This is a genomic window from Sedimentibacter sp., from assembly GCF_038562225.1.
In the GTDB taxonomy this organism is placed as follows: domain Bacteria; phylum Bacillota; class Clostridia; order Tissierellales; family Sedimentibacteraceae; genus Sedimentibacter.
On the sequence record NZ_JBCFAS010000001.1, the window covers coordinates 1000164 to 1015434 of the forward strand.

The 15271-nt window shown below is 32.5% G+C and carries 16 protein-coding genes; 2 read left to right on the forward strand and 14 right to left on the reverse strand.

Annotated features, from left to right (window positions below; translation table 11 throughout):
- Positions 1-102: 102 nt before the first annotated feature.
- The 10 genes from AAGU76_RS04725 to AAGU76_RS04770 all read right to left on the reverse strand — a co-directional run bounded on the left by AAGU76_RS04725 (position 103) and on the right by AAGU76_RS04770 (position 7990).
- Positions 103-591 carry a cysteine hydrolase gene (locus AAGU76_RS04725; RefSeq protein WP_342484287.1) on the reverse strand — a complete coding sequence of 163 codons (489 nt, stop codon included), beginning with the start codon at positions 589-591 and terminating at the stop codon, positions 103-105.
- A gap of 131 nt (positions 592-722) precedes the next feature.
- Positions 723-1376, reverse strand: a complete 654-nt coding sequence (locus AAGU76_RS04730; protein WP_342484288.1) for a hypothetical protein — start codon at positions 1374-1376, stop codon at positions 723-725.
- Positions 1377-1502: 126 nt separating this feature from the next.
- Positions 1503-2063 (reverse strand): AAA family ATPase, encoded by a 561-nt coding sequence (locus tag AAGU76_RS04735; protein ID WP_342484289.1) that lies wholly within the window; start codon positions 2061-2063, stop codon positions 1503-1505.
- Positions 2064-2263: 200 nt separating this feature from the next.
- A complete protein-coding gene (locus tag AAGU76_RS04740) occupies positions 2264-2872 on the reverse strand; it encodes a helix-turn-helix transcriptional regulator (RefSeq protein ID WP_342484290.1) in 609 nt (202 codons plus the stop codon).
- 120 nt (positions 2873-2992) lie between these two features.
- Positions 2993-3439 carry a GNAT family N-acetyltransferase gene (locus AAGU76_RS04745; protein WP_342484291.1) on the reverse strand — a complete coding sequence of 149 codons (447 nt, stop codon included), beginning with the start codon at positions 3437-3439 and terminating at the stop codon, positions 2993-2995.
- Between the two features lie 275 nt (positions 3440-3714).
- Entirely contained in the window at positions 3715-3930 is a 216-nt protein-coding gene (locus AAGU76_RS04750; protein WP_342484292.1) for a hypothetical protein, read from the reverse strand.
- 157 nt (positions 3931-4087) lie between these two features.
- Positions 4088-4831, reverse strand: coding sequence for a class I SAM-dependent methyltransferase (locus AAGU76_RS04755; protein ID WP_342484293.1), 744 nt, complete (start codon positions 4829-4831; stop codon positions 4088-4090).
- A 241-nt stretch (positions 4832-5072) separates the two neighbouring features.
- Positions 5073-5534: a GNAT family N-acetyltransferase gene (locus tag AAGU76_RS04760; RefSeq protein WP_342484294.1), complete on the reverse strand. Its 462-nt coding sequence runs from the start codon at positions 5532-5534 to the stop codon at positions 5073-5075.
- A gap of 258 nt (positions 5535-5792) precedes the next feature.
- The gene (locus AAGU76_RS04765; RefSeq protein WP_342484295.1) at positions 5793-7037 is read right to left on the reverse strand and encodes an ion channel; all 1245 of its coding nucleotides are present in this window, start codon (positions 7035-7037) and stop codon (positions 5793-5795) included.
- Between the two features lie 125 nt (positions 7038-7162).
- Positions 7163-7990: a DNA-formamidopyrimidine glycosylase family protein gene (locus tag AAGU76_RS04770; protein WP_342484296.1), complete on the reverse strand. Its 828-nt coding sequence runs from the start codon at positions 7988-7990 to the stop codon at positions 7163-7165.
- A gap of 282 nt (positions 7991-8272) precedes the next feature.
- Between AAGU76_RS04770 and AAGU76_RS04775 the strand changes: the two genes are divergently transcribed.
- Positions 8273-9385 (forward strand): helix-turn-helix transcriptional regulator, encoded by a 1113-nt coding sequence (locus AAGU76_RS04775; RefSeq protein ID WP_342484297.1) that lies wholly within the window; start codon positions 8273-8275, stop codon positions 9383-9385.
- Between the two features lie 16 nt (positions 9386-9401).
- Positions 9402-10334 carry a type II CAAX endopeptidase family protein gene (locus AAGU76_RS04780; protein ID WP_342484298.1) on the forward strand — a complete coding sequence of 311 codons (933 nt, stop codon included), beginning with the start codon at positions 9402-9404 and terminating at the stop codon, positions 10332-10334.
- A gap of 121 nt (positions 10335-10455) precedes the next feature.
- Here AAGU76_RS04780 and AAGU76_RS04785 read toward each other — a convergent pair whose 3' ends face one another.
- The 4 genes from AAGU76_RS04785 to AAGU76_RS04800 form a co-directional block, all read right to left on the reverse strand.
- Positions 10456-11136: an ElyC/SanA/YdcF family protein gene (locus AAGU76_RS04785; RefSeq protein WP_342484299.1), complete on the reverse strand. Its 681-nt coding sequence runs from the start codon at positions 11134-11136 to the stop codon at positions 10456-10458.
- A 127-nt stretch (positions 11137-11263) separates the two neighbouring features.
- On the reverse strand, positions 11264-13918 hold the full coding sequence (locus AAGU76_RS04790; protein WP_342484300.1) for a DUF5050 domain-containing protein: 2655 nt from the start codon (positions 13916-13918) through the stop codon (positions 11264-11266).
- Between the two features lie 69 nt (positions 13919-13987).
- Positions 13988-14812, reverse strand: a complete 825-nt coding sequence (locus AAGU76_RS04795) for a DUF4037 domain-containing protein (RefSeq protein ID WP_342484301.1) — start codon at positions 14810-14812, stop codon at positions 13988-13990.
- Positions 14813-15265 (reverse strand): VOC family protein, encoded by a 453-nt coding sequence (locus tag AAGU76_RS04800; RefSeq protein WP_342484302.1) that lies wholly within the window; start codon positions 15263-15265, stop codon positions 14813-14815. It abuts the gene before it with no gap.
- Positions 15266-15271: the final 6 nt, after the last annotated feature.

A 15271-nucleotide genomic window follows, 5' to 3' on the forward strand; every position in this document is an offset into this window, starting at 1 on the left:
GTTTGATATTGATTGCTTAATAAACATAATTGGTCGCGCTTCGAGTTATGCTCATAACCTCACCGATAAAATGAACATTGTCTTTTCTTTATCCTGGTAGTCTTACATCACTTCATTCAGTTTCTTGACAATACACCCTTTGCTCTCATAATATCGAAGCATCTCGTCAACTTTTCTTTTATCGTAACTGGTGATACAATCAGACAGAACGTGAACGATGTAGCCTTCTTTAGCCATATTGTAGCAAGTGGATTTTACACAGGCTATGGCATCCGCACCAGCAATGTAGAATTCTCCGATTTCGTTTTCACTTGCAAAAGCAGCAAAATCTTCGCTTGTTAATGCATTGCCTTTGGTTTTTGTAAAAATGTTTTTGGATACGATTTTCATATCCGGAACCAATTCAGCACCGCGTGTGTCGGGCTTAAAGGTTCTTGTTCCGGCAGACAAATTATTATGCTTAATGTAAACGACATGAATATCATTGTCAGCCGCCCAATCAACGGCTTTGTTGATATTTTCGATAATTTCCTTATAATTCTTTGTAATATCATTTTGAATGTCGATAACAACTAATGCTTTGTTTTTCATAATTTTTACTCCTCGAATTTTGGTTTGTCACTTTGATATATTATATAAATAATAATTAGTTCGAAGTTTTTGAAGTATGTGAAATAACTTAACTACAAATTGGAATTTATGTGGCATTAAACTTAAACCTTCTACATTAATTTAAAGTGTTTAATAATCTGACTATATCTATCCTCTAAATTGCTATTTTCTTTTCTAATGAAACATTTGAATCCACTATTTAAAAACTCATTATAATGTTCTAAACTATTTACTTTTTCAATACATTTTTTAAAATTCTCTAAAGTACTTTCAGGATTTTCTGTTTTCTTTATTTGTTCAAGGATAAATAATTTTTCTAGGTCTTTTCTATTAAAAAATTCATCTACAGACATACGCTGTGGTGATAATAAGATAGCCACATGATTATAATCAGATATCTTATGCAAAACATCCACAGGAATATTAGTATCAACAATAACCTTTTGACTTTTTGATAATTCGATTAAATCTTCAATTTCAAAAGGAGTAATTTCAACTTGTCCACCTGTAATCCACGCATCAAATTCTTCTGGTGTTCGAGATACATATTCATCCCAACTTTTCATAGTTTTAAAATAGCATAAGTTGGGGCATTCATTAGGTTCAATTTTTGTTAAAACTCTATCGAGATTATAATTTTCACCACAAAAACAAAGACCTAATCTATCTGATATCATTTTAACAATAGTCGATTTTCCAGCGTAGGCGGTACCATTGATAAAATAAACATTATTTAATTTATATTTTATTTCTTCATAATTCATAAATTACTCTCCCATTCAAATTCCTATTTAACTGTGCGTTATTATAAATAATTTGTATTTCACATTTTTTGAAATAACTTCGTATAAACATAATGGGAAGTTTAAATACTCGACAAATAAATTTCATTAAATCTCTTTTTGCAAACTTTGTTTTAAATATTCTTGAACTATTAGATCAACATTCTTATTTAAGTCCTCATCTCCACTCAACCGTAGTACTTTGCAAGGTAAAGAATTAGCCCACTGCTCATGTGTTTTCATACACGGGGACCCATCCAAATCATATCTAGCTGAGTTATCAAGAAAGCGGCAATGTTCTTCATACATATCTCCACCTTTCACGATTCTTTCTCCGAATATTTCATATTCTCTTTTATGAATCCGAACAATTCTTGTTTCGGTAGATGCTGTAATATGTGCTGCCAAATCGAACAATGGAACAAATGGTGCATTAAAGCTATCCATTGAACCTGCCATCACAAAATAACTTCCTTTCGATATATCTGTCATTAATCTATTAATCTTCTTATCGCGAGTATACATAACTGTGAAAGGTTTATTAGTATCTTTTCTCCATATATAATCATCTATGTCGAAATATGGGAAACCAAGCTTATCAGCGACCATTTTCCCCAATGTTGTTTTTCCTGAACCTGCTGAACCAAAAATAATAATTCCTCTTGCCATATCTTTAACCCCATAAACAAAAAATTCTGATTTATCTGTTTCATTTCTTTTATTTCCATAAACTTCATAAACATAATGGGTAATTCAAATGACCGACAAATTTGAATTTTACAGTGCTACACAAAATCAGCTATCACTGCTTGTTTTAAAAACTACTGCTCCAACGAAATTCGTTTGTCACAAATGGAGTTAACGCCTAATTAATCGGTTTCTTCGATGCACTCAACACTCCCACCACGATCATTGAAATAATCTTCAATTTGAGCAATTAATATATTTGCATCACTGTATTGTTCCGTTTGCACGTGGTCGGCAATAAATGCATTACCACCTGCTTCGATAATATTGTATTGTTCGTCATAGGTAACGACGTAAGTATATTCTTCTCCATCAAGAGTACATAATAGCTGAACCGAAGTTGTCACTTCGGACGATTTATGATATTTGAATAAAGTAAAAGCGGTAATATAAAATATTAACATAATAAGTATGACTGAAGAGACACCAATCAGAATACCCTTCAAGATTTTCCGGTTTCGTCTACTTCTATTAGCCAGCTGTTCATTTAGCAATGCTAATTGAGCAGCTATCTCATTGATATTCTTTTCTTCCTCAATTTTCGAACCCAGCAATTCACTAACAGACACCTCAAACAGTTCAGGAATCCGGGTCAACATGTCAGCATCTGGCACCGATAGCCCTTTCTCCCATTTCGATATGGTTTGACGTACAATATTAAGTTGCTGTGCCAAGGTCTCCTGCGACATACATTTTTGCTTGCGAAGTGTTTTAAAGTTTTCACTGAACATAGCAACTCCTCCTTTCGATGCTAATATACCATGTTGAAGCTCGTTGCTACAAGCAATGCAGATTAACAATGCCTGCAAACCTATCTAAATCTACATGTACTACCAGTCAAAATTTTAAATTTATGGATACAATATAAACTTTTGACTCAAATAACCAAATTCTTCTATCAATTCACCTTCAACAAAACCAAACTTCTTATACAGTGCTCTTGGAGCAATTCCTTTAGTATCTCCTTCACGAAAAGTGGATACTGTAATATTTTTTGTTCTATCAAGATTACTCAATGCGGTTGAGAGTAACATATTTGCAATGCCTTGATTTCGATATTCTGGTAAAACTGCAAGACAGCATATCATATTATATTTTTTTGAAAACAATAGTACTCCTACTATTGTTTCTAAATCTTTTACACAAATTGCTCTTTGTTCTTTCATAAACTCTATCACTGTACTTCTGTGTTCATTTATGCTTTCAGAAGTTTCTAATCCAGGAAAATTCCAACTAACTGCTTCTACAAGTTTCATCCAAGACGCAATGTCTTCGTATTTTCCATAATCTACTGTCATATTTTCACCCCCACAATTCTGCCCATTTCATCAATTAGACGATTATCATAATAGCGCTTTGTTAATATTTACAGATTTAAACAGCACATTTTACATAAGGTCTCACTATACAAACAGGCACCATCTGATGCCATATTTATCAATTAAATCTGCCATTAATGAACTGAATTCACATGGCGCTAGTGGCGTTAAAATTTCAGCATCAGTTTTTAATACTTCATACGCTTTACGCACCTTTTCTTCATTGCCATCTCCATAATGCAAACAAAACTGCATTACATTGCCTGTAACCGTTTTTTGCCTACAAGGTCAAATTCTGAAGTCCGTTCTGCCACAGCTAAAACTTCCCCTTCAATATCAAGCTCGGAATGATAAAATGTCCCGTCACTATTTGGATAACTGCTTTTAAGAGTAGCATCAAAAGCCTTTTGATAAAGAGCCACAGCTTCATTGCTTTTTGTAACATATGCTTGCATCATTGATCTTTTCATAATAACCTCCTGAGGTCATAGGTGAAGGTTCTCCTTGAACATTTCATTATATCTATTAACACCGTTACTCTTGGAATTGGTGATTTCCCACAGAGAACTGCCCCTTATGGCACATAAACAATTTTGGTTCGTTTCTCCTATTTAACCAATCCTGCAATTATTTCTTTAATTTCTTTGCTCTAATCAGCAGAAAATCAGGCTTATGAATGTTGTCCAAATAATCAGGATATTGATTCATTACCAACTCAGATGGAATTGGCTCTGACATCTGCTCAATACAGAATCCAGATTCGATTAAAGTGTTAATAATACTTGAAAACGTCCTATGATACTTAATAACTCCATCCTTAAACCATCGAGATTCTCTTTTACCATCAATTGAATAATTAGAAATATTTGCATAGAGCTTTTTGCCATTTTCATCTTTAGTCCATCGATTTCCATATGTAAAACTTGTACTAAAAGGATGCTCTTGCGAGAAAATAAATTTGCCACCGTTATTAAGCAATCTATATACTTGTTCCGCTACCATTTTAAAATCCTCGATATAATGTAACGCTAAAGAGCTAACAATCAAATCAAAGGATGGATTAAGTTCTGATAAATCCTCCATATACAATTTTTTGTATATAATCTGAGGTGATGAGTTTTCATTAATGGCAACCTGTAGCATTTTTTCGGATATGTCGATTCCTACCACCTTATCAGCTCCCATTTCTATGTACTTAACACAATGTTCTCCATAGCCGCAACCAAGATCCAAAATACGAAGACCACTAAGTGGAGGCAGCATTTCAAAAAGAGCAGGAATTTCAACAATTTCATTTGCATTCACTCCAGATCTTAATTGCTTATATGATTCAAAGAAACCATTATCATCGTAAATATTCTGTCTATTCAACGCTCATACCTTCTTCTTCTAAATTAATTTACCTGACGTTAAACTATAAGTCATAGTTTGTTAAGTTATAAATCTATACTACTTTAACAAGTCGGCAAATTTCTATTTAACTGTGCTTTATTATATAATTTGTATTTCATATTTTTGATAATGACATACTCGATTAATACACTATCGTTTTTAATTTTGCTTATAATATTAACAATTTATTTAAATTAAACTGTGGGTATTATATTTAGTCTTACTTCAACACATATGCCATGGGGGTGAATCTTATACCATTCACAGTCTGCTCCTTGTCTATATCAACAAAACCAAGTCGATGATACACTTCGACTGCATATGGAGATGAATTTACAGTAATTTTGCTAACATTGTCCTGTTTTTTGCATATTTCTTTAACTGTTTGAAATAAACTTCTTGCTATACCTCTCCTATGATAATCCTTTTTCACAAACAGCATACATATATGATTAACTCCTCTTGTTGCTATTACGCCTGTCAATTCACCATTATCTATATATCCCCAAAAACACAACTCTCCTTTATCAAATTTTTCAACAATAGAATTATATGATATAAATTTTCTAAATTCTTCGATACCATCTGTTGAGTAATCAGGTGATTCAAATTCTTGAAAAACCTCCCACACTATATCAAGAGAATTTTCAATATTTTCTTTCTTCAACTTAATAATATTCACACAAACCCACCTGCCTAACACGAATTATTGTTTCGCATTTTTTTAAATATTTTGACATAAGATAATATATTTTATTTATAATTAGCACCAAATTTCACTACCAAAATACCGTTCCTTAAAGTACATTTGTTGTTCAATTTCTTTTTTCGTAAACATCATATTTCTATATTCAATTATTATGTGGCTCCTAATGTCATATTTTTTTTTTTATAAATCTAATTTTATTTCATCTCATTATAAACATAATGGGAAATTTAACTATCTAATTATTCGTCTTAGTAGCGTACCTGTTGTTATTGTCATCAATAGAACACCAACTAACATTTGAACTGAACTAACAATATTTGAAATGATTCCGATGGCCTGCATATTGCCATAGCCAACAGTCGTAAATGTCATTATCGAAAAATACAAACATGATGCAAAGTCCTTAACAAATTTAATGAAATCAAATGTTCCCATAGATTTAAAATCAATCTGATATTGTATTATGTATCCATCAGAAACGAATGTATCATTCACTTGAAGTCCTGATAGATACAGAAAAGCAGAAGCAACTATTAATATCAATGACCAAACCATTCCACGCTGCCATTTTTCTCCATATCCATTAATCGACTTATAGAATATTGATTTTATTTTTTGGACCCCCGTAAAGGTTCTACATAGTAGTGCCTTATATGTATAATAATAGTCTCCAGCCAAATTAATATCAAAGTTATTATTACGGCAACTTGAATAGATTGCATCATAGGAATTGACTAAACCAATCAATTCTCTTCTATCCGCTTTTTTTGCTAACTGTTTAGCTTCTTTATAAGTTGGAAAATAAGTTTGCTCATTGAAAATAACAGGATATTGATTAAGTACCAATGTATATTCAGGAAACATTAATCGCTCTTTACATTGAAATAAAACTATAAATGTTTCCTTCACTTTTTCAAATCTAGCACCAATTAAATTTGTGTTGTTATAGAATTCAATACCATCAATTTGGCATCCTTTAAATATCGAAAATTGTAAATCGACATCATTAAAGTCGATCATGAAGAATTTAACGTCCATAAAACTTATATTTTTTCTTATCGATCTCGGACCTTTTTCAAGCCCCAGTAAGCTTCCCTCATTCTTCATTACTTTTTCATATGAATATACATCATCCATAGCATTACAGTGAATAAATTGTGTTGTGATTAAAATGCACTTTTCAAATTTTACATCTAAAGTAGTGTCTATAAATTTACATGTACTTAGTTCGCAATCAATAAAACATCCATCTTGAATCATTACGCAATCAAACTTACATTTTCTAAATTCACAATTATCAAAAGTGACATTTTGAAGATCTATCTTTTCAAATTGACACTCATCAAAAACTATTCTAGAAATCTTAGTATCGAAAAAAGGTCTGCTGAACATAGCGCCCTTATGTGAAATAGATCCATTAATAATATTTATAACTTGCTTTGAAATTTTTCTTAGTTCGTCACTTCTTTCGCACATTTTGCAACTCCTTTTAGATTTCACATTATTGCTATAATCGTATATTAACGAACTGCCAATTATTCGCCAACACATAAGTTCATTTTATACCTTTATATTTACTTTACTTTACTTTCCAAATTCATTTATATCTTTTGGCATTTCGGACAATAATAAATGCTGCCGCCCATGTATGCTTCTTTTATTATTGTCGTGCCACATATTTTACATGGTTTGTTGGTTGTGTTTTTGCTTAGTTTTGTTATGTAGCCGCCTGGGTTTCCGAACAAATCTTTTTCGGTGTCCCTGCCGCCTTTTTCTATCATTTCTTTTAGGGTAGTTTTAATCGAATTATAGAGTAGTTCTTTATGGCTTTCGGTAAATGATGAAACTTTTTTCTTTGGATGAATTCCGGCGTTGAAGAGAATGTCCTGCAATGTGCCGTTTCCTAAGCCTGGTATTCTTTGCTCAGTTGCCAGCAAAGCTTTTGCACTTAATTTTTCTGCTCCTGGTGCAGATAAAATTGCATTAAAATATTCTCTGTCAAATTCTTCAGAGATGGGAGATATACTTTCTTTGGCGCGTAAATAATATGAGTTGTCAAATTCTCCAATATTAAAGCACCATAGACCTCCATACATTTGAACTGATGCGCTTAAGGCTGTAAAATCATCAAATTCAACGAGAAGCTGGTGCTTTTGCGGTCTTTTTTCTTCAATCCCATGGAATCTTAAATTGACTCCATCCCCAAATAATAATACTGCATCCTCAACTGTGATTTCAACATATCCGGCTACTGCTTCTGCTCTGGTTATAACTTTTCCTAAGAGCATACTTTTGTAGTCCTGCGGATCATTGTTGAACCATGCAAATTTATGAGGAGATTGTGCAGCTATAACATTCTTAATTCGTTTTCCTGCAGCAGTTTTGTTTAATTGCATTGATAATGTTGATGCTTCTGGTATTTCAATCATTTTTTACACCCCCTAATGTAAATAATAATCAAGTATTAAGTTAATCGCACAATATATTCATTAAAATAATACTAGCACAATATGGAGAAAACTGTCAATAAACGTTTCCTTAAAATGGTAATTTTAATTAATATCCTTTACCTTTACTTGGTGGAAGTGGTCTAATTTAAGCTATAATTACAAAACAAGTTTCTTGCAAGTTAACTTTTTCTACCGAAATCAACTGTGAATCCATTGACAGCAAATATTCAAGGTTATAAGATATTATCAGAGGTGAAACAGATGAAAGAATTAAATATTAGTAAATGCATCATTCAAAAAAGAAAAGAAAAAGGAATTACACAGGAGCAATTAGCTGATTACATTGGTGTTTCAAAGGCTTCTGTTTCAAAATGGGAGTCTTCGCAAAGTTATCCGGACATTCTTCTTCTCCCTGAAATAGCAACTTATTTCAATATTACCGTTGATGAGCTGATAGGATATTCTCCTCAGCTGACAAAAGATGATATTAAAAAAATATATACAAAATTTTGCAAGGACTTTGCAACAAGGCCGTTCGGTGAAGTGATGAATGAATACGAACAGATGACAAAAGAATATTATTCATGTTTTCCTTTTCTTCTCACAATGGTTCAGCTTCTTTTGAATCATTTTACTTTAACTGACACAGATGAAAACAAGATAGATCTTTTGCAGAAATGTGTTTTTCTTTGCCGGCGTATTAAGGATGAATCTGATGTTGTGGATGAAATCAGGCAGGCTAATTCTATGGAGGCTGTTGCGGAAATGTTTAGCAGCAACTTTACCCGCGTGATTGATTTATTAGACAGTACAATGGTTCCTGTTTCAGGAGAGGATGAACTGCTTATTCAGGCATATATGTCTGTAGGAGATGCAAAAAAGGCCGCAAAAATATGTCAGGTAAACCTCTATCAGAAAGTTATAAGTATTTTATCGCTGCTCACAATAAATGCTTCAATGCACATGTCAGAGCCTGCTATGTTTGAAACAATATACCAACAGGGTTGTCAGATTATTAAATCATTTGATTTAAAAAATATGGTCTCTAATCCAGTTGCAGGAATCCATTTAGTAGCGGCTCAAAGCTATATAATGCAGCAGGATAATGAAAAAGCATTAAATGCATTAGAAGATTATGTCGATACTGTGTGCGGCTTCACTTACCCGCTTAAAATCAGAGGCAACAGCTATTTTAACTATATTGATGAATGGATTGAAGAAAGCATACCTCTAGGATCTATTATTCCCAGGGATGAAAATGCAGTGAAAAAAAGTTTTATAGAGGTTTTATATAATCCTGTTTTTGAATCAATTAAAGGCAATGAAAAATACAAGTTATTGATGAGCCGCTTAGAGCAAAACATGAAAAAATAATGGAGGCAGTTGCATAATGGATAATTCCAGTAATTCAAGCAATATGGAAACTAAAAGAATAATGACGTTTTTAGCAGTAACGTTTATTATTACTTATTTTGTGGAAATCTTCGTGATTGGCAGACTTGCAGTATCTGCAGATCCAGCTATACAGACAGTTTTTCAGTTTTTAGTGGCATCTGTGATGTTAATCCCATCAGTAGGGGTTGTCATTACTCGCATCATTACTAAAGAGGGTTTTAAAAATCTTTGGATAAAGCCTAATATCAAAGGTAATATAAAATATTATGTGTTCGCATGGTTTGGAATGATTGCACTTACATTAATTGGCGCTGCAATATATTTTACTGTTTTTCCTGATAAATTTGATGGGAATATGACATATTTAATAAATATGTATAAATCAACAGGCCAAAATGTATCAGCTGAAACTTTAAAAAGTAAAATGTTTATACAAGTAGTAATGGCTATATTTCTCTCACCAATACTCAATGCCCTATTTTGTTTCGGAGAAGAATGGGCGTGGAGAGGATATTTACTTCCGAAGATGATGAAAAAATTCAAACTGTTACCTATGCTCTTAATAAACGGGGTTATATGGGGACTGTGGCATGCTCCTTTAACTGCTTTAGGACATAACTATGGATTAAATTATGCATGGTTCCCTTTTGCCGGAATATTTGCAATGTGCATGTTTTGCATTGTTCTTGGAACTATTTTTTCATATTTGACCATTAAGACAAAAAGTTGCATTCCTGCAGTTATCGCCCATGGCAGCTTAAATGGTTTTGCTGCAGTGGCCACGTATTTTACGGTTGATGGAGGGAATCCATTTGTAGGTCCTGGAGCAACAGGAGTAGTTGGCGGCAGCGCATTCATTGTCACTGCTGTTATATTATACTTTTTATTAAATAAGGCTGGTTTAACTGAGAACGTAACGGAAGAATAATTTTAATAAATGATATAAGAAAGTCAATTTACAGAAATTCTTTCACACACTCAAGAAATGTATCTGTAGAAAATGCAGATACATTTCTTTATTCCACTTTTAAAGGAACTGCTTTAATTTGCTAATTATCATTTGTGACATCGCCGTTTCCGCTGACAGGTATTGTATCACCCAGAAATTTGGGGTTCGGCTTTAAAATTGCCATTGCAAAATCCTTGACTCTTGCAGCTATCTCCCGTATTTCTCTTAAATCCTGCCCTGCATAAACTCTGTTGTCTGCTGATACTCCATATGCCTCTATTCCAAGGGACTTTGCAATGTATAAAGCTCTATACAGATGATACTCTTGAGTAACAATTATAATATTGTCAGCCTGAAATATTTCCTTTGCCCGATAGATGCTGTCATAGGTTGATATGCCTGCATGATCCATAAAAATATGCTCTGAAGGTATTCCCATGTAAACTGCATATCTCTTCATTGTGTTGACCTCATCGTATTCTTTGGTGCTGTGGTCACCGCTCATGATCAATCTTTCAGAAACCCCTTTATTATATAGATCTATGCCTGTCAAGATTCTGTCCTCCAGCATTGGACTTGGAGAACCGTCTCTTCTCACTCCGGCACCTAGAACCAATATGCAATCGGCATCTTTCTTTGCAGCCTCATCATATGTTATTATCATGCCCTCAGTGGAAGATTTCACATAAACATTTACAAATATGATTGATACGAATAATAAGAAAATTAATAGAATAATTGCCTTGGAAATAATGATTCCCACTTTAACTTTTTTGTTCATAATATCTCCTGATAAATTTCCTTACTATATTGTACTAAATTATGCAATAAATTTAAACATGAATTTTGAGGACGGACCTTTTAGTTTCATTTGCTAACTAAAAGGTCCGTCCCCGAAATAATTTATACTACTTTATTATAAGCTTTGATCCTTGTTCTATTTTCACATAATACAAATTACCATCTTCTATAAATACATTTGTAATATAGCCGTTATTAATTATGTTCTGTATCGGTCTAACTTCATCGGTATCCATATCTAAAAGGTAATATGACGTCACAGCATTGAAGCCTATACCTGCCGAACAGCTCAAGAGCAGATTATTGTCTTTTTCTTTTACAAATCTAATATAGGTGTCAGGAAATTTCATGCTCGTAACCTGTTCGGACTGTTTGCTCCTTAGGTTATATTTAAATAGTACTGAATATTGCTTATCATATTTCAAATAAAAAATATTATCTTTATACTTTGTAAATGAAAGTCCGCTATCTTCTATTATTTTTTCTTTCTCTCCTCCATCACACGCAGCTGAATATAAATCACCTTGGGATTTATAGTAAATGTTGTCATCTATTATTTTAAATTCCTGTATGGACTGATTAATAATCTTCTTTTTATCCGTGCCATCCTTTTTAACTCTGTACATGCCATCTTCCTGATTATAGTATATGTAATCTTTGTAAACCTCGAATGGAGATTCTGAATCCAAATCATTGATAAGCATTTTTCTGTCAGTTCCATCCAGGTTAACTTTATAGTATCCCTCAATTGTAAGATCACTCTTTAATTTAAGATAATATATTCCACTGCTGTCAATATGAGAGTAATATGCATCATTATCTAACAGCTTCATCATATTGGTACCATCTGTTTTTACTCTGTATAAGCCTTCACCTTCATTTTCCTCGTAGTAAATCCAATCGTCTACAATGTTCAATACTCTGGAAAATATTCCTGGCACAATGATTTCAGATGATTTTGTATCAACATTGTACCTGAGAAGTTTGCTGCCGCCATCCGGTTTATAGTATACATATGGATACTGCACTTCTTCAATGCTAAAGGCATCTTGAATATCTATAGCATCGTTTATCCCTGTACCTATATCATATCTTTGAATACTCCTTGTTACCTCATTTTGCAGTGATATAATCAGCATATCATTTTGCAGCCCTACACCACTAACTTCAGACCCCTCATAAACTAAATCACCCAATATGCTGTCTTTATCCTGCTTATACACATCATGGTAACGCCTCAGCAAATATATATTTTCAGAACTAACTAATATATTATCAGCGGGCATATTATATATCTTGTTTTCAAAGCTGCCGTCATGATTCATAAAATAACTGTAATTTTCATCTGAAAAAAATATCTTGTCATTATCAACATTTAAGCATTTAGCAGATTTAGTATTAATTTTAATATTATAACTTCCATTTATTTCAGCTTTATATATGCTGCTGTTATCAAGGAGATTAATATAGTAAATCCAACCGTTGACTAAGTTTGGATAAGCAATCCTACCTTGAATTAAGATTTTCTTATTATGACCATCTTTATCAATTGTACATAGATTTCCACCATCTGACCCTTCACAATAATATAGCTTACTATCTAAAATATTAAGAAAAGAAGCTGCCCCACCAGCAATTTGCTGCTTATCAGTACCGTCAATGTCAGATTTGAATATTCCGCCGTTGTTGGCTTCATAATTGTATCCAATATAATATATTGTCTGATTCTCAATATAAAATTGATCTACGGGACCATTGATAATCTTGTTATTTTCGCTCATATCTTGATTGGTTCTGTACAAGCTATTGTTATCTTTAATATTGATATAGTAAAACCAGTCGTTATTTTTTACGATATTCATGCCATTGACAATATTTCCATAGTCGGGCCCAATCTTTTTATTATTTATTATGTCATCATCCTTGATTACTTCCAAATTGAATAACCGTACTGAATCTATGAAAGATAAATATAACTCACCATTCAACTCTAAAGGCATTGCAGTAAGTTCAAAATAAAACGGCCCGCATTCAGCAAAGGCATGACCATTAACATTTACTTGAATTTTTACTTTGTAATTACCCTTTTCCAAGCAAATCGAAATACTCTCTTCATCTTTTTCTTCTATTACTTTATCAAAGTCAATAAGCTTTTTTATATAATCAAGGGATATCCATTCCATATTATCTTGGATAACACCCACCCTATCATCAGCACGATAAAAATAATTTTCTCGTTTTGTAACATGCACTTCGGTTTTATCGGCCATTGTAAACAAATTTCTAATACCATCAGAATTGTTTATGTTTATATCGCAAGTATTATCTTTGCTGTTAGCCTGTTTTTCAAAATCATAACCCTTAATATTTAAAAAACTGTTAACATCTATTAAAATATCATTATTGCTCTTTTTTGCGTCAACAGCACAATTGTTAATAAAAACTTTATATTCTGTATTGGCAACATAATAACATTTTGTTATATAATCATCTGTTTCAAAAGGTTTCATAATTATATCAGGATTTTGATAAACATTTATTATTTTTTGTTTTCTATCTTTATTGACATCAAACCCAAATTCTTTTAAAGTATCAATTTTTATATAATAATTATTAATGCATTTAGTTATTGGTACTCTCATGTCATTGATAAATACTCTTACATCAATAGATTCTGAATCTTTTTCTAAAGCATATGCCGTAGAACTCAAACTCGAAATTATAAATAAAATTGTTATAAAATATGTAAAAAATTTTTTCATGTTTCCCTCCTAGTTGTTATATACTCATCTTACAATTGATTGTACTATCAACGGTAAGAAATCTAATCACTAAACATTACCCAATTTCTTTAGTTCATCAACCATATTGCCCCATAGTGTAAATGATTGATTAATTCCCTCTGAAAAGCCACCTAACTTAATAACTTCTAATAATGTTTCATTGCATGCTTCGGGTTTAACATTGAAGTTTTCAATAAAATCAAGCGTTCTTTTTCTGCTTGGGAAATAGACTTTGTTAATAGCAAACAACGCTTGAAGGAAATGGTCAATTGCAATATCCATTGCAAAGTGATAAAACAGTACATCTTTTCTGACCACAGCACGTTCCAAATCTTCTGTGTCATCAAGTTCATCTATATGATATTGTATGAGTATCTTTCCTAATTTATCTGGATACTTGGATAATCTTATTTTCAAGTCATTTAAAAAGTTACTTTTATCGTATAAAATATTGATATTTTTAAGCATGGCACATCTACCTATTGGATAGTAGTAGTTATCCAATTTATCTGGATATTTACCATTGAGTATGGATTCTACATCTGTTAATGTTTCACTTACTGTAAAATACATTAACCAAGTTTCAATACCGTTTATAAGTACGAAATCTCCAATTCCCCAATGTCCACCTTCAAAAATATTTACTCTACCTTCTTGTATCTGGTTTCCCAACCGATTTATTATGGCTTGTCTCTTTTCAAAATCAGGTATCATATCACAATATATAAAAATATCAATATCACCTTCTCCTGCTCTTGGAAGAGAGGTCATACTGCCACTTATTCCGATTGATTGTACTTCACTAATTTCTGAAATACTATTTAGTAATGTATCTATAATTTTCTTTGTATCATTAGCCATGTGCTTTTTCATTTATTTTTCCCAGCTTTGCAGCTCAATTATATTTCCTTCTATGTCTTTTGCATATACGAAGGTTGCTGTAACGTTGTTGGGATATTTTGTTTTTATTAGTTCCCCTACTTGTCCGCCGCCTTCTTCTATTATTTTTTCAAGGACTAAAGCAACATCATCTACTTCAAAAGCCAGATGAGATAAACCAATGCCGTTGATTGCTTTAGGATTACTTGAATCTGTATTATTGTATGAAAAAATCTCCAAAGTAGGATGAAATTCTTCATATCCAGGTAAAGTCAGGTGTTCTCCGGTTACATGAGCATTATCAATGCCAGTTAATTTATCAAGCCACTCTCCGCTTAAGTTACGTTCTGGCGGTACTGGCTTGCAGCCAAAAACGTGTTGATAAAATTGAGAAACTTTCTTCCAATCTTTTGCAATAATATTTGTATGTACATATTTTATTTTCATTGTTCC

Excerpts from the sequence above, each read along its gene's own strand:
- AAGU76_RS04725 (WP_342484287.1), bottom strand. The coding sequence starts at position 591 with ATGAAAAACAAAGCATTAGTTGTTATCGACATTCAAAATGATATTACA.
- AAGU76_RS04730 (WP_342484288.1), bottom strand. The coding sequence starts at position 1,376 with ATGAATTATGAAGAAATAAAATATAAATTAAATAATGTTTATTTTATC.
- AAGU76_RS04735 (WP_342484289.1), bottom strand. The coding sequence starts at position 2,063 with ATGGCAAGAGGAATTATTATTTTTGGTTCAGCAGGTTCAGGAAAAACA.
- AAGU76_RS04740 (WP_342484290.1), bottom strand. The coding sequence starts at position 2,872 with ATGTTCAGTGAAAACTTTAAAACACTTCGCAAGCAAAAATGTATGTCG.
- AAGU76_RS04745 (WP_342484291.1), bottom strand. The coding sequence starts at position 3,439 with ATGACAGTAGATTATGGAAAATACGAAGACATTGCGTCTTGGATGAAA.
- AAGU76_RS04750 (WP_342484292.1), bottom strand. The coding sequence starts at position 3,930 with ATGAAAAGATCAATGATGCAAGCATATGTTACAAAAAGCAATGAAGCT.
- AAGU76_RS04765 (WP_342484295.1), bottom strand. The coding sequence starts at position 7,037 with ATGTGCGAAAGAAGTGACGAACTAAGAAAAATTTCAAAGCAAGTTATA.
- AAGU76_RS04770 (WP_342484296.1), bottom strand. The coding sequence starts at position 7,990 with ATGATTGAAATACCAGAAGCATCAACATTATCAATGCAATTAAACAAA.
- AAGU76_RS04775 (WP_342484297.1), top strand. The coding sequence starts at position 8,273 with ATGAAAGAATTAAATATTAGTAAATGCATCATTCAAAAAAGAAAAGAA.
- AAGU76_RS04780 (WP_342484298.1), top strand. The coding sequence starts at position 9,402 with ATGGATAATTCCAGTAATTCAAGCAATATGGAAACTAAAAGAATAATG.
- AAGU76_RS04785 (WP_342484299.1), bottom strand. The coding sequence starts at position 11,136 with ATGAACAAAAAAGTTAAAGTGGGAATCATTATTTCCAAGGCAATTATT.
- AAGU76_RS04790 (WP_342484300.1), bottom strand. The coding sequence starts at position 13,918 with ATGAAAAAATTTTTTACATATTTTATAACAATTTTATTTATAATTTCG.
- AAGU76_RS04795 (WP_342484301.1), bottom strand. The coding sequence starts at position 14,812 with ATGAAAAAGCACATGGCTAATGATACAAAGAAAATTATAGATACATTA.
- AAGU76_RS04800 (WP_342484302.1), bottom strand. The coding sequence starts at position 15,265 with ATGAAAATAAAATATGTACATACAAATATTATTGCAAAAGATTGGAAG.